This is a genomic window from Dyella sp. KRB-257, from assembly GCF_049445995.1.
Lineage (GTDB): Bacteria > Pseudomonadota > Gammaproteobacteria > Xanthomonadales > Rhodanobacteraceae > Dyella_A.
Window position 1 is genome coordinate 42403 of the sequence record NZ_JBMSDZ010000021.1, and the last position, 17172, is coordinate 59574.

The following is a 17172-nucleotide window of genomic DNA, read 5'->3' on the forward strand; positions in this document are numbered from 1 at the left end:
GAAAAGCGCATCAAACACCTTTGCCGCAGGTGCCGTCGCGTGACGCATCGCGCCTCGCAAGGGGCCCCGGTCGGGCGGTCACGGCATCGCCCTCGGCGCGGCGTTTCGATCGCCGCGGCAAGGCGCTGGCTGCCTGGAGGAACGCTTCGCCCATTCTTTCCGGCGTCAGCGGGCCGATGGCGACGTGTTGCCGGTACCGCGGCGGGTCCGGTCAGCGGCCGGACCGGGCGCCACGACCCGTCCGGCCGCTACTTCGGTCCGGCGGCGGCGAGCAGCCACGCCTGCAATTCGGTCAGTGAACGGACCTGGTGGTGCGGCGTGATGCCTTCGGGCGTGTTGTGGCCGTGCGGATTGAACCAGCAGGTGTGCACGCCGGCGTTGAGGCCGCCCAGGATGTCCGAGTGCGGGTTGTCGCCCACCATCAGAACCGCTCGCGCGGCGGCTGGCCCATGCGTGTCAGCGCGTGCTCGAAGATGCGCACATCCGGCTTGGCCACGCCGAGCTGCTCGGAAATCACCAGCGGGTCGAAGTGCTCGCGCAGGCCCAGGTAGGCGTCGAAGTGGAACAGCGTGTCATCGGCATCGAAGAGGATCCAGCGGTAGTTCACGGGCAGGCCAGTCGGACCGGGAAGGGCGGCACGATAATCCGCGCCGCCGCGCCGTGTCCGTCCGGGCTGGCGCGCCACGAAATGCCGGTGCGACGATCGGGCATGATGGCCTGCCTGCCCGGCGGCTGCGCCTGACGTCCTGTCGTGCCGGGCATTTTCAGCGGAGAGCGATGATGACGATGGAACTGAAGATGCTGACGTGGGCCGTGGTACTGGGCCTGGTGCATGTGCTGGTCGCCGCCACGCTGGCCACCGCCCAGCGCGGCCTGAAGTGGAACGCGGGCAACCGCGATGGCGAGGCGCGGCCGCTGACCGGCTTCGCCGCGCGCGCCACGCGGGCGAGCGGCAATTTCATGGAGACGTTCGTGTTCTTCGCCGCCGCGGTGCTCGCCGTGGTGGCCGCACAGAGAACCAGCGCCGGCACCGCGCTGGGCGCGCAGATCTACCTGTGGGCGCGGGTGGTCTACCTGCCGGTGTACGTCATCGGCATTCCCTACCTGCGCACGCTGGTCTGGGTGGTGGGATTCTGGGGCATGCTGCAGGTGATCGAAGGGCTGTTCTGAGGACATTGCGGTCCCTCCGGCCGGAATGATTGGCCGCAGCCGCAGGAGCGCACCCTGTGCGCGAAGGCTTTTCATCGGGTTGGCATAAAAGCCTTCGCGCACAGGGTGCGCTCCTGCGGGGGCAGGCCGGACGATTTGCGTTTTTCGGCACGCGCTCGCGCGGCTCCTGCGGAGCCTGCGCATTCACCGGCGCAAGGAAGAGCCGGCGGTGCCCTGATCGGCCCGTCGGGATACCAGGTTTGCCGGCGACCGCGGCTGTCCGGTCGGCGGCACCCCGTCCGGCGTGCTTGCGCACGACCGGCTGCTGGCAGCCATCGAACCGCCTCAAGGAGCGACACATGAACAAGCACTTCGAACGCACCGGCCCGCTCACCGAGCTGTCCAGCTACCCGCAGTGGGCGCAGGACATGGTGGCCGACTGCGCGAGCACCAAGGCCCGCGTGCTCGATCACGAGATCTGGAAACTGATGATGGACCTGCGCCTGGACGACGAGTCCACGGCCAACTTCATGATGGGCCTGTGGCCCTTCATCGAGCGTTTCCCGGGCTTCATGGCGCTGAGCCTGCTCAAGACCCGCTACGGCCGCAGCCCGGGCGACAACCTGGCCCGCCGCTGGCTGGTGCGCAACATCCGGGTGGAGCAGAACCATGCCGAGTACTGGCTGCAGTGGGCCGAGGGCGCGGGGGTGCCCCGCCAGCGGCTGCTGCACGAATTGCCGCCGCACGGCACCGACGGGTTGTCGCGCTGGTGCGAGGACATCTGCCACCGGGGAACCCTCGCTGCCGGCATCGTCGCCACCAACTACGCCATCGAAGGGGTGACCGGAGAGTGGTCGCAGATGATCCATGACAGCACGAAGTACCGGGAAAGCTTTGATCCTTCGGTACGTACGTCGGCATTAAAGTGGTTGCACCTGCATGCCGCTTATGACGACACTCACCCGTGGGAAGCGCTGGAAATCGTTTGCACGCTGATGGGACTGGAGCCCTCGGCCGATGACGTGGCGCACCTGGCTGAATGCATCAAGCGCAGTTACACCAGCATGATCCTGCTGGGCGACCGATGCATCCAGAACTGCCCGAACCGACTGGTGGTGAGCGAGGCTGCGGCGTAAGGTGCTGTCGCAGAAGGGGAAACTGGGACGGCGGACACGGGTTGGTGTCCTTCAGCAGGCAGGCATGCAATGCGTTTCGTCGGTAACAGTCTGAGTATGCAGCGGTCCCTGTCGCGGCGCCTGATGCCGCTGGTCTACGCGCTCGCGTCGGCGGTGGCGCTGATCATGGCCATGACTTGGGGCGTGCTGCAGGTCCAGGTGACTCTCGCTGGTTTCCTCAACAGCGAGAGCATCTGGTCGAAGGCCCAGAAACAGGCCGTGATCGACCTCAAAAGCTACACCCTCAGTGGCTCCCCGGCCGACCTGGCCAGCTTCCGCCGCAATTACGAACTGCTCGAGGGCGATCGCTGGGGGCGCGACGCGATCGCCGCGGGCCACTATCGCCGGGAGGACCTCGACGAGGTATTCCGCCGCGGCAACATCATGCCGGCATCGCAGCCCGGGATGATCTTCATGTTGCGCCACTTCGCCGGCGCACCGCACGTGAAGGCCTCGCTGGACGCCTGGCGCTCCACCGACGGTTCCATCGCCGAACTCGGTCGCATCGCCGACCGCCTCGAAGCCGGCTTTGTCACCGGCACCGTGTCTCCCGCACAGGCGGCGCAGGCCCGGGCGCGCATCGACGCGCTCAACGAATACATGCAGCCGCGCACCGAGCAGTTCTCGGTGGAGATGGTCAAGGGCGCGGTATGGGCCGAGCAAATGCTGTTCTGGTGCGTCATCGGGGCGTTCTGCCTCGCTGCCGGGCTGTGGATGTGGATGTCCCGGCGCATCGTCGAGAGCATCCGCAGCAGCGAGGAGCGCTACCGGCTGCTGTTCGACAGCGCCGGCGACGCGATCGTGATGGTCGACCGCGGCAGCGGTCGCATCATCGACGCCAACCGCACCGCCGCCGCCTGGACCGGCCGCAGCGAGCGCGAGCTGGTCGGCAAGGAATTCACCTCACTGTTCGCCCACGACCCGCTGGACGTCGACGACACGCCGACCCTGCCGGCCCATCACCGCGGTGACATCGCGCTCACCGCGCTGCTCGGCCCCGACGGCCAGGTGCGTCCGGTGGAAACGCGCAGCTCGATCGCGCGCTGGGGCGACACCGAGATCAGCCAGGCGATCGTGCGCGACATCTCCGAGCGCGTGGCGATGGAGCGCGAGCGCCGCGTGGCAGCCAAGGCGCTGGGCAGCATCGCCGAGGGCGTGATCATCGCCGACGCCGAGCGGCGCGTGGTCACCGTCAACGCCGCGCACGTGGAGATCACCGGGTTTACTGCCCAGGCGCTGCAGGGACTGCGCTTCGACGACACCCGCAGTCTGCCCGACGACCGTCCGCTGCCGGACAGCGTGTGGCGCTCGATCGAGCTGGGCGGCAACTGGCGCGGCGAGGTGAAGAGCCGCCGTCGCGACGGCAGCAGCTATCCCGAGCTGCTGAGCATCAGCGCCATCCGCGACGACGCCGGCCGGGTGCTGCACTACGTGGCGGTGTTCACCAACATCACCACCACCAAGGCCGACCAGCGCCGGCTGGAGCACCTGGCTACCCACGATCCGCTCACCGGGCTGGCCAATCGCTCGGAATTCGAGCGCCGCTGCACCGGGGCACTCGCGCTTGCGTCGCGTGCCCGGCGCTGCGTGGCGGTGCTGTTCATCGACCTGGATGCGTTCAAGATCGTCAACGACAGCTACAGCCACGCCCTCGGCGACCGCCTGCTGGCCAAGGTGGCCGAGCGCATCAACGCCGAACTGGGCGAGGGCGACGTCGGTGGACGCATCGGCGGCGACGAGTTCACCGTGCTGGCCACCAACATCGACACCCGCGACGGCGCCGCCGGCATCGCCAGCCGCCTGCTCTCGGCGCTGGCCGCGCCGATCCCGGTGGACGACTACGAGATCGTGCTCAGTGCCAGCATCGGCATTGCCAGCTATCCGCTGGACGGCGAGAGCCCGGCGGCCCTGATCAGCAACGCCGATGCGGCGATGTATGCGGCCAAGAGCGAGGAGCGCAACGCGTTCCGCTTCTATTCGCCGATCATGCAGGCCGACGCGCGCAAGCGCCTGCAACTGGCCTCCGAACTGCGCCAGGCGCTGGCCAACGAGGAGTTCCGGCTGGTGTTCCAGCCCAGCCTGGAACTGCGCAGCGGCCGCATCGTGGCGGTGGAGGCGCTGCTGCGCTGGCAGCACCCCAGGCGTGGGCTGGTGATGCCGGACAGCTTCATCCCGATGGCCGAGAGCCTGGGCCTGATCCGCCGCATCGACGAATGGGTGCTGCGCGCGGCCTGCGCGTGGATTCGCCAGTGGGACCGCGAGCACATCGCGCCGATCCGCGTGGCGGTGAACGTGTCGGCCAGCTGGTTCGGCCACCCGGCCTTCATCGAGGGGCTGCACACCGCGCTGCGCGATTACCAGGTCGACCCCAAGCGGCTGCTGCTGGAGATCACCGAGAGCGCGATCCTGCGTCTGGGCGAGGGCACCCACCGCACCATGTACGCCCTGCACACCATGGGCGTGGGCGTGGCGATCGACGATTTCGGCACCGGCTACTCCTCGCTGGCCTACCTCAAGCTGCCGGCGGTGGTGTGCCTGAAGATCGACCGCACCTTCATCACCGGCATCCCGCGCAATCCCGACGACGTGGCGATCGTCGAGGCGATCCTCGCGATGGCCCGCAGCCTGAAGCTGTACGCCATCGCCGAGGGCATCGAGGACGAGGAGCAGCACGAGTTCCTGCTGCGCGCCGGCTGCGAGGAAGGGCAGTGCTACCTCTACGCCCGTCCGCTGGAAGTGCCCGACCTGCTGCGCATGCTCAAGTCCGGCGGCGGCAACCCACCGACCCGGCTGCGCCTGGTGCAGCCGCCGCGGGCGGGCTGAGCTTCTCGCGCTGACCGGGCTGTCGCGACTGAAGTCGCTCCCACAGGCGCGCCACCGGCCACCCCTGTGGGAGGGGCTTTTAGCCCCGACGCTTCGGGGGGTCAACGCTGCCGAGCCTGCGCCTGGGCCAGCGAGGTCTCGGTCTGGTACAGCTCGGGCATCAGCTTGCGCAGGGCGGCGACCTTGGGCGCATCGTTGTAGACGATGTACGGGTCGTTCGAGTGCGTGCGGTAGTAGTCCTGGTGGTAGCCCTCGGCCATGTAGAAGGCCGGCAGCGGCGCCACCGTGGTGACGATGGGCGATGCGTACACCTTCGCCGCATCCAGCTGGCGGATGTAGGCCTGCGCCACGGCGCGCTGCGCGTCGCTGGTGGTGAAGATTTCCGAGCGGTACTGGGTGCCGCGGTCCGGCCCCTGGCGGTTGAGCTGGGTGGGATCGTGCGCCACCGCGAAGAACACCTTGAGCAAGGTGCCGTAGCTGACCTGGCGCGGGTCGTAGACGATCTTCACCGACTCGGCGTGGCCGGTGTCGCCGTCGGAAACGCGGAAGTAGCTGGCGGTATCGGCGCTGCCGCCGGCGTAGCCGGCCCACACCTGCCTGACGCCCTTGACGTGCTCGAACACCGCCTGCATGCCCCAGAAGCAGCCGCCGGCCAGCACGGCGACCTGGTCGCCCGGCGCGGTGACGGCCGGGTCGTTGGTGGGTGCGGGGATCATCGCGCCGTCGCGGGCAGCCGGCGAGGCGGTGCAGGCGCCGACGGCGAGAGCGAGCAGGGCAACGCCCAGGCGCAGCGGAAAGGACGAACGGCGGGACGAGGGCATGAGGTGTCTCCGTGGGGCGGGAAACCGGGGCAAGGCGTGACCTGGAAAGATACGCGGGCGCTCCGCTGCGGGATGCAGCGGCGCCGCGTCCGGTGAGTGTTTCGCTGCGGCGGGCGGCGCGGTTACGCGACCGGCGCAGTGCTATGGTTTGCCACCGTTACCTGGCGAACGCATGCATGCGACCGGAGATCGACCTATCGGCCTATGCCCGGCGCATCGGTCACCTGCAGCCGCTGCGTCCCGATCTGGCGACCGTGCAGGCGATCGTGCGGGCGCACGTGGCGGCGATCGCGTTCGAGAACCTCGACGTGCTGATGGGCAAGCCGGTGGACCTCGATCCGCTGGCGATCGAGGACAAGCTGGTGCACCGCGGCCGCGGCGGCTACTGCTTTGAGCACAACCGGCTGCTGGCCGAAGTGCTGCGTACCATCGGGCTGGCGGTGGTGCCGCTGATCGCGCGGGTGCAGTGGAACCGCCCCGAGGACGTGCCCACCGCGCAGACCCACATGGCGCTGCTGGTGACGCTGGACAACGAGCGCTGGCTGGTCGACGTGGGTTTCGGCGGGCTCACGTTGAGCAGCGCCCTGCGCCTGCAACCCGGCATGGAGCAGCTCACGCCGCATGAGCCGTATCGCCTGCTGCACGGCGCCGGCGAGTGGCGCCTGCAGGCCAAGGTGGCCGGGCAGTGGCGGGCGCTGTACCGCTTCACCCTGCAGCCGTGCGAGGAGGTGGATTTCGTGGTGGCCAACCACTACGTCGCCACCCACCCGGATTCGCCCTTCACCCGCGAGCTGATGGTGGCGCGCACCGTGCCCGAGCAGCGCCTCACGCTGCGCAACCGTGCGTTCACCATGCATCACCGCGATGGCCGCAGCGAGCGCTACACGCTGGACGGCGCGCGCGAGATCCGCGGCGTGCTGGAGCGGCATTTCATGCTGGTGCTGCCGGCGCATCCGTCGCTGGACCGCCGCCTCGCTGCGCTGCCGGATTGACCGGCCGGACTCAGCCGGCGGCGTGCACGCGGATCTCGATCGCTTCGTCCACCACCACCCGCTGGCCCGGGCGGATCTTGCAGGTCTTGCGCGTTTCCGGCACGCCGTCCACGGTCACCGCGCCGCCGGCCACGATCGCCTTGCCGGCGCCGCCGCTGTCGCAGATGCCCACCAGCTTGAGCAACTGGTTCAGCGCCACGTGCTCGTGCGGCGGTTCGAGATCGAAATCGAGGTATTCCATGCGGCGCTCCGGCAACGGTCAGGTATCCGCACCGGGCGTGGCGGCGGGCACGGCGCGATGCTGCCGCCACGCCAGCACGGCGACGACCAGCACGATCACGGTACCGGGCCGCTTGCGCGTGGATGTCCGGGTCGCGGCGGGAAAGCCACGCAGTGTAACGGTACGGCGCGCCCCGGGGACGCGCCGAGGTCCGGCGCCGCCGACCATGCCCGGCATCCCGCCGGGCGCGGACACGCCGCAGGACATCGGGGCATGGACCCGGCAGGCATGACCTTCCGGCTAGCTAGGCCTCCTCAGCATCGCGGCATCGCGGCATGTTGGAGCCCGGCCTCGCGCGGAACCTCTTTTTTGGGGCGTGCCCGGCGGGGCGCACTTGCCTGAAAGTGAACGTCCTCTACTCACCGGCAAAGGAAAGAGTTGGCCAGAGGCATGGGCGATCCTGGTGCTGCGCTGGCAGCCGCGGTAATAGTCGCCCCTGCTGCGCAGCGCCTGCGCCTCGGTGAACGGGATACCGTGAAGCGGTACAGCGGCGCCCACGGCGGCGGAGCGGGCGCGTGCGATCGCAGGGGGGGCGGCGGTCGACCCTTGGTTTCCCTCGTCCGGCCGCCTACGCTGCCGGGATGATCCGATCCTCTCGCCGCTCCTCCGCCCCTCGCGCCACCGTTCCCCGCCACGGTCTGGCCCGCGTGCTGAGCAAGCTCGGCGTGTGCTCGCGCAGCCAGGCCGAGCAGGCGGTGCGCGCCGGGCGGGTGAGCGTGGACGGCCGTCGCGTGCTCGATCCGGAGCGGCCGACCGATCCGGGGCGTGAGGTGCTGCGGCTCGATGACGCCACAGTGGGCGCCGCCGCGCGCGTCTACGTCGCCGTGAACAAGCCGCGCGGCATCGTGGTGAGTGCCGCCGACGAGCGCGGTCGCGACACCGTCTACGACCTGCTCAAGGACGCCGGCCTGCCGTGGCTGGGTCCGGTGGGCCGGCTCGACCGCGCCAGCGAGGGCCTGCTGCTGCTGAGCAACGACACCGTCTGGGCTGCCGGCCTCGCCGAACCGAAACAGCACGTGGACAAGACCTACCACGTGCAGATCGACCGACGACCCGACGCCGCGTTGCTCGCCGCGCTGCGGGCGGGCGCGGTCGATGCCGGCGAGCGACTGGGCACGATGGCGGTCACCGTGCTGCGCGAGGGCGAAAAGAACGCCTGGCTGGAGATCGTGCTCGACGAAGGCCGCAACCGGCACATCCGCCGCCTGCTCGCCGCGCACGAGGTGGGCGTGCTGCGGCTGATCCGCGTGGCGATCGGGCCACTGGTGCTGGGCGAGCTGCCCAAGGGCCAGTGGCGGCACCTCACACCCGACGAGGTGCACGCGTTGCGCCGTGCATGACCTCGCCGGGAAAGGCAAGGCTGGCAGGAATCATCCTTTCTCTCCTCCCCGCTGGGAGCTTCGATGTGCGAAGTCCATGCTCCCTCTCCCCGGCGGGGAGAGGGCCGGGGTGAGGGGCGCTACGAGCGGGATAAACGGGTGCACCTCGCGCCTGTTCCGTCCGCGGTCGCGACAGCAGCTCGACATCAAGGTCTGGGCAGCTTCGACCCAACCGCATGAGCCGTGCAATGCGCCACGCCACCACCAGATACACCGCCAGTGCCCGCTCCAGCTTGTCGATACTGGCCAGCTGCAGCGCCTCCACCTTGCAGCCGTTCTTGAGCACGTGGAAGAACATCTCGATCTCCCAGCGCGCGCGATACCAGTCGATCAACTGCGCGGCGTCGTTGAAGTCCTTGATCGGGCGGTTGGTCAGCAGACGCCATTCCACCGGCGTCACGCCTACCGGGGGATCGGCTTCGGTGGCGATCACGCAGGACGCCGACAGCTCACCGCCGCGGCCATCGGCCAGCGTGACGGACTTGACTCGGATCTGCTGGTGAACTTCCCGCGCCTTCCGGCCATGCCGCGACGCCATCGTGAAATGCAGCTCGCCCACCGGCTTGTCGGCCATCACCGCCGACCAGAGCCGCTCCCCGTGCGGCAACGCCCGGTGGTGCTGCGAGCGCACCAACCAATCCACCGGCTCGCCCAGATCGCGTGCCGTGCGCATCAATTCGATGATGTCCGCTTCGCGGTCGGCCACGTACACCAGGCGGGTATCGGGCAACGAGGCGGACAGCTCCGCCAGACGCGCATAGCCTTCGATCCAGCGCGTGCTTTCCTTGATGCCTGCACGCACGCCACCTTCGTCTGGCTTGCCAGGAAACCTCTTCGTGCGCAAAAAACCGATATGCCGCCTGGGTTTCGGCCCACCCCTTGCACGCCCCGGGAATACTGGCTGTCGGATTGTCCGCCAAGCGTTCGGCCAACAGCACCAGGCGCCGATCCAGCCGCTTGTCGCCCAAGTGGATCGTCTCAAACTCTGCCTCTGCCCAGCCCATGACCAACCCCATGAAAGTAAGAAGGTTCAATAGGTTAGAGCAAGTGGCTCACGTTGTGTGTAATGGAATGGGCTTAGCCGCCGACCACGACCGGCTCGGGTTCCAGCGTCACTCCGAACATGTCGCGCACGCGCGCGATCACCTGCTGCGCCAGTGCCCACAGCTCGGGACCGGTGGCGTGGCCGTGGTTGACCAGCACCAGTGCGTGGCGATGGGAGATGCCGGCATCGCCTTCGCGATGGCCCTTGAGGCCGGCGGCCTCGATCAGCCAGGCGGCGGAGAGTTTCCAGCGGCCATTTATCGCGGGCCAGGCGACCAGCTCCGGATGCGCGCGGCGCAGCGCTTCGCCGGTGGCGGCCTCGACGATGGGATTCTTGAAGAAGCTGCCGGCGTTGCCGATCACCGCCGGGTCCGGCAGCTTGCGCGTGCGCAGGTGCACCACCGCCTCGGCCACGTGGAACGGCGCCGGCCTGGCCACGCCCATGCGCTCGAGCTCTTCGCGGATGCCGGCGTAGTCCAGGTGCAGTTCGTGGTTGCGCGGCAGTACGAAGCGCACGGCGGTAACGATGTAGCGGCCCGGTTCGCGCTTGAAGCGCGAATCGCGATAGCCGAACTTGCAGTCGGCGTGGTCCAGCGTGACCACGCGTTGCTCGCCGGTGTCCCACGCTTCCACGCTCTCGATGAACTCGGCCACCTCGGTGCCGTAGGCGCCAATGTTCTGGATCGGCGCGGCGCCGACGGTGCCGGGAATCAGGATCAGGTTTTCCAGCCCGGCCAAGCCCTGGCCCAGCGTCCAGCGCACGAAGTCGTCCCAGCGCTCGCCCGCGGCCACGGCGACGCGGGCGGTGTCACCCTCGGACTCCACCTGCACGCCCTGCGTGGCCATCGCCAGCACGGTGCCAGGGTAGTCGCCGGCGAACAGCACGTTGCTGCCTTCGCCGAGCACCAGCACGGGGCCGCTTTTCACAGCGGGGAAGGCGAGCAGCTCGGGCAGCTTGCTGGCATCGCGGATCTCCGCCAGCAGGTGCGCCTTGGCCGCCACGCGCAGCGTGTTGCGATGGGCCAGCGGCGCGTTCTTGATCAGCGCGTAGCCGCCCATATCGATGCGCTGGGCGGGCAGGGTGTGGTCAGCGGGCATCATGCGCTCCGCGCTGGCGACGGATTTCCTCGATGCACTCGGCGATCAAGGCCGGGCCGCGATAGATCAGCCCGGAGTAGACCTGCACCAATGCGGCGCCGGCGTCGAGCTTGGTCACCGCGTCGTCGCCTTCTAGGATGCCGCCCACGCCGACGATGCCGACCTTGCCCTGGAGCCGCTCGGCCATGCCGCGCTGCACGGCGGTGGCGCGCGCCATCAGCGGGCGACCGGACAGGCCACCGGCCTCCTGCGACTGCGGGTCGCTGGCCACCGCGCGGTGGTCGACGGTGGTGTTGGTGCAGATCACGCCGTCCACGCCGCTGGCCAGCAGCACCTCGGCGATGGCGTCGAGTTCGGGTTCGCTGAGGTCCGGCGCGATCTTCAGCAGCATCGGCTTGCGCGCGCCGTGCCGGGCGGCCAGCCGCTCCTGCGCCTCGCGCAGGGTGCCGATGAAACGGCGCAGGGTGTCCTCTTCCTGCAGGTCGCGCAGGCCCTGGGTGTTGGGCGAGGAGATGTTCACCGTGACGTAGCCGGCGCGCGCGTACACGCGCTCCAGGCAAAAGAGGTAGTCGTCGACCGCCTTCTCGTTCGGTGTGTCCTTGTTCTTGCCGATGTTGATGCCGAGCACGCCGGCATAACTCGACTTCTCCGCGTTGCGCACCAGCGCGTCGACGCCGGCGTTGTTGAAGCCGAGCCGGTTGATGATCGCTTCGTGTTCCTTCAGCCGGAACATCCGCGGCTTGTCGTTGCCCGGCTGCGGGCGCGGTGTGGTGGTGCCCACTTCCACGAAGCCGAAGCCCAGCGCGCCGAGCGCATCGAGATGGTCGGCGTTCTTGTCCAGTCCCGCGGCGAGGCCGACCGGGTTGGGAAAGCGCAGGCCGAACGCGTCCACCGGCAGATCCTGCGGCGGCCTGGCGACGAAGCGCAGCAGCTCGCTGCGATGGGCCACATCCAGCGCATACAAGGTGGCGCCGTGGGCGGTTTCCGGCTCGAGCGCGAACAGCAGGGGGCGAAGACAGGAGTACATGCGTCAGCTCGGCGTGCCCACGTAGACGCGGGTGTCAAGGTCGGTCATGGGATTCAACCGGTGAGCATCTGGCCGCCGTCCACGGCGAGGGTCTGGCCGGTGATCCATCCGGCCCAGGGCGAGGCGAGGAACAGCGCGGCGTGGGCGATCTCCTCCGGCGTGCCGAAGCGGCCGAACGGGATCTTGGCCAGCGTGGCGGCGTACAGCGAGGGATCGTCGCGCTTGCGCCGGTCCCACAGGCCGTCGGCGAAGGCGATCGAGCCGGGTGCGATGGCGTTGACGCGGATGCCGTCCGCCGCCAGGGCCAGCGCCTGCGAGGTGGTGTAGTGGCTCAGCGCGGCCTTGATCGCCGCGTACGGTGCGCCGCTGGCGCGCGGGCGCAGGGCGGCGATCGAACTGGTGTGCAGGATGCTGGCGTGCGCGCTGCGCTGCAGGTGCGGCAGCGCGGCGCGCGAGGCACGCACGGCGGCGAGCAGGTCGATCTGGAAGTTGGCGGTCCAGCCTTCGTCATCGTCGCTGAAGCCGTAGCCGGTGGCGTTGTTCACCAGCACGTCGATGCCGCCCAGCGCACGGGCGGCCGCGGCGACGTAGCGGTCGATGGCGGCCGGGTCGGCCAGGTCGCAGGACTGCGTGTGGGTGACCACGCCCTGGGCGCGGAGCGCCTGCGCCACCTCGGCCAGCGCCACCTCGCCGCGGGCGCACACCGATACGCCGGCGCCGGCCCGGGCGAAGGCGAGCGCGATGCCGCGACCGATGCCGCGGCTACCGCCGGCCACCACCACGCGGTAGCCGTCGAGGCGGAACGGAACCTCGCTGTCTGCGCCGGTCATGGGCGGACCCAGTGGAAGAATCCGAGCAGCAGTGTCCAGAAAAACAGCATGCCGATGACGCCCAGGAGCAGTTGCGCGTAGCCGAGGACCAGCCCGGTCACGGCAAGGCCATCGCCGTCGAGCGGTTCGGACACGGTCTGGCGGATGTCCCGGCGGGCAAGGTGGCCGCAGATCACCGCGACGATGGCACCGATGAAGGGAAACACGGTCCATGCCGCGATGCCGAAGCACAGGCTGACCACGGCCAGGGTGCAGGTGGATCGGGGAGGGGACGTCGGGTTCATCTTGAAAACCCCGCAGCGACAGAAGGGGGGCGCGGCCATGCCGCCCATGTCCTGCAGCGTACGCGGACCGGCGTCCGCGTACGCTGCGTTGTTGCTTACAGGTCGAACTTGATGCCCTGGGCCAGCGGCAGCGAATCGGAGTAGTTGATGGTGTTGGTCTGGCGGCGCATGTAGACCTTCCACGCGTCCGAACCGGATTCGCGACCGCCGCCGGTTTCCTTCTCGCCGCCGAACGCACCGCCGATCTCGGCGCCGGAGGTGCCGATGTTGACGTTGGCGATGCCGCAGTCGCTGCCGGCCGCCGAGAGGAACTGCTCGGCCACCTTCAGGTTCTGCGTGAAGATCGCCGAAGAGAGGCCCTGCGGCACGTCGTTCTGCATCTCGATCGCCTCGTCGATGCTGTCGAACGGCATCACGTAGAGGATCGGTGCGAAGGTTTCCGACTGCACCACTTCGTCGGAATTCTTCAGCCCGGTGATGATGGTCGGGAGCACGAAGTTGCCCTTGCGGTCGGTCAGCGCGGCGCCGCCGGTGGCGATGGTGCCGCCCGACGCCTTGGCCTTCTCGACCGCGGTCAGGTAGGCCTTCACGCTTTCGGGGCTGTTCAGCGGGCCCATCAGCGTGGTCGACAGGGTCGGATCGCCGATCTTGCCCTCGACCTGCTTGTACGCCTTGACCAGCGTCTCGACCACGGTGTCGTGGATCGAGCGGTGCACGAACAGGCGGCGGGTGCTGGTGCAGCGCTGGCCGGCGGTGCCGACCGCGCCGAACACGATGCCCGGGATCGCCAGCTTCAGGTCGGCGCTCTGGTCCAGGATGATCGCGTTGTTGCCGCCCAGCTCCAGCAGCGAACGGCCCAGGCGATGCGCCACGCGCTCGCCGACCATGCGGCCGACCTTGGTCGAGCCGGTGAAGCTGATCAGCGGGATGCGCCTGTCGTCGACGAACTTCTGCGCCAGCTCGTTACCGCCGTCGTTGAACAGGAAGAAGATGTCCGGGAAGCCGCCGTCCTTCAGCGCCTCGTTGCAGATCCGCATGGTGGCGACGGCCGACAGCGGCACCTTCGGCGAGGGCTTCCAGATGCAGATGTCGCCGGCGATGGCGGCCAGCATCGCGTTCCACGCCCACACCGCGACCGGGAAGTTGAACGCCGAGATGATGCCGACCAGGCCCAGCGGCTGGTACTGCTCGTACATGCGGTGGCCGGGGCGCTCCGAGTGCATGGTGTAGCCGTAGAGCATGCGGCTCTGGCCCACCGCGAAATCGGCGATGTCGATCATCTCCTGCACTTCGCCGTCGCCCTCGGGCTTGATCTTGCCCATCTCCAGCGCAACCAGGCTCCCAAGCGCGTCCTTGTGCTTGCGCAGCGCTTCGCCGCACAGGCGCACGGCCTCGCCGCGGCGCGGTGCCGGGGTGGTACGCCACACCTTGAAGGCGGCCCGCGCGCGCTGGACGATGGTCTCGTAGTCGGCCTGGCTGGAGGCATGCACCGCCGCGATCACCTCGCCGGTGGCCGGATTGACCGGGCGCAGCGTGCCCGCATCGGTGGTCGTGGACCATTCGCCCTGGCCGAGATACGTGCCGGACTGCTCGGCGGACAGGCCAAGCGCCTTGAGGATTTCGTGGGACATGCATGCTCCTTGGAACGGCTCTTCGCGGCGCCATGAAATGCCGCGGTGAAAATCGCAAGTCTAGCAGCCCGGCCGAGCGAAGCCCGACAGGCTGCGAGCAGCCCGGTTTCCGCAGGCCGACCCCGGGGCGTCGCCCTGGGGCGTGCATCCATGCCAGAATCGCGCCGCTGCCCTCGTAGCTCAGTTGGATAGAGCGGCCCCCTCCTAAGGGGCAGGTCGGACGTTCGAATCGTCTCGAGGGCACCACCCCGCCTTTTCCGCCTTTCTGCATCTTTGCCCTGATTCACCCTTGAACGCCCATGGAGCAACGCCTGGCGGGGTTGGCGAAGTTGCAGGATTGCCCGGATTTACCCTCCTTCGCCCGGGTACACTCCCCAGAAATTCCCCATAAGCTGCTCCCCATGGCGAGCATTCAGCGATCCGGATCCAAGTGGCGCGTCCAGGTCTACGTGCAGGGGCGACGCGATTCGAAGTCCTTCCGCACGAAGCAGGAGGCGTCTGCGTGGGCGCTGGAGCGCGAGGCGGAACTGGGAGGGTCCAAGCTACCCGACCGCACCTTCGCCGAGGCCATGCGCCACTACGAGCGCGACGTGGCGTCGCATCGCAAGGGATCGCGCTGGGAGCTGACCCGGCTGAAGGTGTTCGCCGAGCTTCCGGTGGCGAAGCGCAAGCTGGCCAGCCTCGGCCCCGACGACTTCATCGCCTGGCGCGATGGCCGGCTCGGTCAGGTGAAGCCGGCCACTGTCGCCCGGGAAATGAACCTGATGGCGGCGGTGCTCAAGCACGCGCGCCGGGAGCTGCGCTGGATCCGCGGCAACCCGCTCGCCGACGTGACCACGCCAGCCAAGCCGAAGGGACGCCGCCGGCGTATCAGTGCGGCCGAGGAGAAGGCGCTCACGCTCGCGCTGGGGCAGCGCGGCAAGCTACAGGCGGACACTCCCACGCATCGGGTCGGCCTGGCCTTCCTGTTCGCGCTGGAGACCGCCATGCGGTCGGGGGAGATCTGCGCGCTGACCTGGGACTGCGTCTTCCTGTCGTCGCGCTACGTGACGCTGCCCAAGACGAAGAACGGCGAGGCGCGGGACGTACCGCTGTCAAGCAGGGCGGTCGAGATCCTAAAGGCGCTTCCGCGCGGGGATGGTCCGGTGTTCGGCCTGGGCGACCAGGTGCGTGACGTCCTGTTTCGGAAGGCGCGCGATGCGACGGCGCATCGCGATGTCCACTTCCACGACACCCGGGCCGAGGCGATCTTCCGGCTGTCGAAGAAGTTCGACGTGCTCGAGCTGGCTCGGGTGATCGGACACCGAGACCTGAACAGCCTGCTGATCTACTACCAATCCACGGCCTCGGAGCTGGCGGCCAAACTAGGCTGACCGCCGCTGGTTCATGGCCCACTCGTCGAGCTCGGACTTCTTCCAGGAGCGCGTGACGGGGTTCGGCTTCGGGAAGTCCGGCCGGCAGGCGACGCGCTCAAGGAAGCCGCGCCGATTCGGGCCGCCCTTCGGCGTCATCATGCCGAGGTAGACCGCTGCCGCATCCGCGGATAACCAGCGATCCCCGGCGATCAGGGCGGCGATCAGGGCCAGGTGCTGGTCATGTTCGGTGGTGCTCATGCGCTGCACGCCTCCTCGTAGGCCTTGGTGATGCGGTGGAACTCGTCGGCGTCGCCGCCGCGGTCTGGGTGGTGCTGGGAGCGCAGTCGGCGATAGGCCGCTTCAATCTCCTCGCGGCTTGCCCGCTCGTCGACCTCGAGCACATCGCTCCAGTGCTCCGTGCCGCCGGCGCCGGGCAGCGCGGCGAATCCGGTGAACGCCCGGTTCAAGACCTCAGCCCCACCGTGGCGCTCGATCGCGCGCATGGCGTCCAGCGTCGCCGCGATGGCGGCCAGATTGTCGGCCACCCGGTCGTACCGGTCGACGGCCATGCAGCGCATCGGCCAACCATCCTGCGAGCTGTCGCGCCAGTAGACGGCGACGCCGGGGTCTTCCGGGTCGCGCTGGCCAGAGCGCGGCAGGCCGTCCAGCCGCAGCTGCAGGTTGCTGCTGATCACCAGGTCGAAGTCGTGCACGCCCATGCGGCGCAGCTCGCCGAGCACGCGGTCGGTGGCCTGAGCGACGGTGAGCTCGCCGCGCGATGTGTAGCCGCCGTAGCCGCTCGACGCCTTGCCGAACCGGGCGCGCGTGCGCGAGGACAGCGGCGTGCGCTTCCAGCCGGCGGGCCACTGGAGCGGGAAGGCGGGGATGGTCTCGGTGCTCATGCGGCTTTCGCCTCCTGTTCAATGCGGCGGAACTCGACCACCCAGACGAATGGGTTGTCGTCCCAGCTGCCGGCGCCGTTGATCGATTCCCACAGCGACCGGAACGCCGCGATGGGCGAGGCGAACCACGGCAGGTCCGGAGAGCCGCGCCAGCCTTCACCGTCGCGCAGGATGCCCTCGGCGATGGCGTCTGACTCGGTAATGTCCTGCAGCCGCTCCACGCGCACGCCGGTGATCTCCAGCGTCAGGCGACTAGCCCATCGGGGCATGAAGCGCGCGTGCCGGTAGCGGCCAGGAACCGATGTCGATGGGTGCGGACCGAACTCGCGCCAGTCTCTCTCGCTCGTGCGCGCGCCGTCCGCTTCGTATTGCGTCGGACACC

General features: G+C 68.9%; 18 protein-coding genes, 1 tRNA gene and 2 pseudogenes. 7 read left to right on the forward strand and 14 right to left on the reverse strand.

What is annotated here, in order from left to right:
* Positions 1–248: 248 nt before the first annotated feature.
* Together ACO2Q2_RS14335 and ACO2Q2_RS14340 are read right to left on the reverse strand one after the other, a co-directional pair.
* Positions 249–422: an HAD hydrolase-like protein gene (locus tag ACO2Q2_RS14335; protein ID WP_423256537.1), complete on the reverse strand. Its 174-nt coding sequence runs from the start codon at positions 420–422 to the stop codon at positions 249–251.
* Positions 422–607, reverse strand: a complete 186-nt coding sequence (locus tag ACO2Q2_RS14340; RefSeq protein WP_423256539.1) for a hypothetical protein — start codon at positions 605–607, stop codon at positions 422–424. Before ACO2Q2_RS14340 ends, ACO2Q2_RS14335 begins: the two co-directional genes overlap by 1 nt.
* Before the next feature lie 173 nt (positions 608–780).
* Between ACO2Q2_RS14340 and ACO2Q2_RS14345 the strand changes: the two genes are divergently transcribed.
* The 3 genes from ACO2Q2_RS14345 to ACO2Q2_RS14355 all read left to right on the forward strand — a co-directional run bounded on the left by ACO2Q2_RS14345 (position 781) and on the right by ACO2Q2_RS14355 (position 5147).
* Entirely contained in the window at positions 781–1170 is a 390-nt protein-coding gene (locus ACO2Q2_RS14345) for an MAPEG family protein (RefSeq protein ID WP_423256541.1), read from the forward strand.
* Positions 1171–1508: 338 nt separating this feature from the next.
* A complete protein-coding gene (locus ACO2Q2_RS14350) occupies positions 1509–2285 on the forward strand; it encodes a TenA family transcriptional regulator (protein ID WP_423256543.1) in 777 nt (258 codons plus the stop codon).
* 96 nt (positions 2286–2381) lie between these two features.
* Positions 2382–5147, forward strand: coding sequence for a putative bifunctional diguanylate cyclase/phosphodiesterase (locus ACO2Q2_RS14355; protein ID WP_423256545.1), 2766 nt, complete (start codon positions 2382–2384; stop codon positions 5145–5147).
* Between the two features lie 101 nt (positions 5148–5248).
* On the opposite strand, the gene msrA is transcribed toward ACO2Q2_RS14355, so the two are convergent.
* On the reverse strand, positions 5249–5968 hold the full coding sequence (msrA, locus tag ACO2Q2_RS14360; protein WP_423256547.1) for a peptide-methionine (S)-S-oxide reductase MsrA: 720 nt from the start codon (positions 5966–5968) through the stop codon (positions 5249–5251).
* A gap of 176 nt (positions 5969–6144) precedes the next feature.
* Between msrA and ACO2Q2_RS14365 the strand changes: the two genes are divergently transcribed.
* Entirely contained in the window at positions 6145–6960 is an 816-nt protein-coding gene (locus tag ACO2Q2_RS14365) for an arylamine N-acetyltransferase family protein (protein ID WP_423256549.1), read from the forward strand.
* Between the two features lie 10 nt (positions 6961–6970).
* Here ACO2Q2_RS14365 and ACO2Q2_RS14370 read toward each other — a convergent pair whose 3' ends face one another.
* Positions 6971–7201, reverse strand: coding sequence for an RNA-binding S4 domain-containing protein (locus ACO2Q2_RS14370; RefSeq protein WP_423256551.1), 231 nt, complete (start codon positions 7199–7201; stop codon positions 6971–6973).
* A gap of 620 nt (positions 7202–7821) precedes the next feature.
* On the opposite strand from ACO2Q2_RS14370, the gene ACO2Q2_RS14375 reads away from it, so the two are divergent.
* The gene (locus ACO2Q2_RS14375) at positions 7822–8580 is read left to right on the forward strand and encodes a pseudouridine synthase (RefSeq protein ID WP_423256553.1); all 759 of its coding nucleotides are present in this window, start codon (positions 7822–7824) and stop codon (positions 8578–8580) included.
* Here the strand turns inward: ACO2Q2_RS14375 and ACO2Q2_RS14380 are convergent.
* The 7 genes and pseudogenes from ACO2Q2_RS14380 to ACO2Q2_RS14410 all read right to left on the reverse strand — a co-directional run bounded on the left by ACO2Q2_RS14380 (position 8543) and on the right by ACO2Q2_RS14410 (position 14533).
* A complete protein-coding gene (locus ACO2Q2_RS14380) occupies positions 8543–9421 on the reverse strand; it encodes an IS4 family transposase (RefSeq protein WP_423256555.1) in 879 nt (292 codons plus the stop codon). The two genes, ACO2Q2_RS14375 and ACO2Q2_RS14380, sit on opposite strands and share 38 nt — an antisense overlap.
* 37 nt (positions 9422–9458) lie before the next feature.
* Positions 9459–9635, reverse strand: a pseudogene (locus ACO2Q2_RS14385) (IS4/Tn5 family transposase DNA-binding protein); the annotation flags it as partial.
* Positions 9636–9696: 61 nt separating this feature from the next.
* On the reverse strand, positions 9697–10722 hold the full coding sequence (gene murB, locus ACO2Q2_RS14390; protein ID WP_423256571.1) for a UDP-N-acetylmuramate dehydrogenase: 1026 nt from the start codon (positions 10720–10722) through the stop codon (positions 9697–9699).
* Positions 10723–10750: 28 nt separating this feature from the next.
* Positions 10751–11788: a quinone-dependent dihydroorotate dehydrogenase gene (locus tag ACO2Q2_RS14395; protein ID WP_423256557.1), complete on the reverse strand. Its 1038-nt coding sequence runs from the start codon at positions 11786–11788 to the stop codon at positions 10751–10753.
* 53 nt (positions 11789–11841) lie between these two features.
* Positions 11842–12618: an SDR family NAD(P)-dependent oxidoreductase gene (locus ACO2Q2_RS14400; protein WP_423256559.1), complete on the reverse strand. Its 777-nt coding sequence runs from the start codon at positions 12616–12618 to the stop codon at positions 11842–11844.
* Entirely contained in the window at positions 12615–12941 is a 327-nt protein-coding gene (locus tag ACO2Q2_RS14405) for a DUF4190 domain-containing protein (protein ID WP_423256561.1), read from the reverse strand. Before ACO2Q2_RS14405 ends, ACO2Q2_RS14400 begins: the two co-directional genes overlap by 4 nt.
* A 56-nt stretch (positions 12942–12997) precedes the next feature.
* The gene (locus ACO2Q2_RS14410) at positions 12998–14533 is read right to left on the reverse strand and encodes an aldehyde dehydrogenase family protein (RefSeq protein WP_423256563.1); all 1536 of its coding nucleotides are present in this window, start codon (positions 14531–14533) and stop codon (positions 12998–13000) included.
* A gap of 169 nt (positions 14534–14702) precedes the next feature.
* Between ACO2Q2_RS14410 and ACO2Q2_RS14415 the strand changes: the two genes are divergently transcribed.
* Positions 14703–14779: transfer RNA gene (locus tag ACO2Q2_RS14415), tRNA-Arg, on the forward strand.
* 53 nt (positions 14780–14832) lie between these two features.
* The gene (locus tag ACO2Q2_RS14420) at positions 14833–15906 is read left to right on the forward strand and encodes a tyrosine-type recombinase/integrase (RefSeq protein ID WP_423256565.1); all 1074 of its coding nucleotides are present in this window, start codon (positions 14833–14835) and stop codon (positions 15904–15906) included.
* On the opposite strand, the gene ACO2Q2_RS14425 is transcribed toward ACO2Q2_RS14420, so the two are convergent.
* The 3 genes and pseudogenes from ACO2Q2_RS14425 to ACO2Q2_RS14435 all read right to left on the reverse strand — a co-directional run.
* Positions 15898–16146, reverse strand: a complete 249-nt coding sequence (locus ACO2Q2_RS14425) for a hypothetical protein (protein WP_423256567.1) — start codon at positions 16144–16146, stop codon at positions 15898–15900. The genes ACO2Q2_RS14420 and ACO2Q2_RS14425 overlap by 9 nt on opposite strands.
* Positions 16143–16790, reverse strand: coding sequence for a J domain-containing protein (locus tag ACO2Q2_RS14430; RefSeq protein WP_423256569.1), 648 nt, complete (start codon positions 16788–16790; stop codon positions 16143–16145). Before ACO2Q2_RS14430 ends, ACO2Q2_RS14425 begins: the two co-directional genes overlap by 4 nt.
* Positions 16787–17172, reverse strand: a pseudogene (locus tag ACO2Q2_RS14435) (hypothetical protein); the annotation flags it as partial. The gene ACO2Q2_RS14430 and the pseudogene ACO2Q2_RS14435, both read right to left, overlap by 4 nt.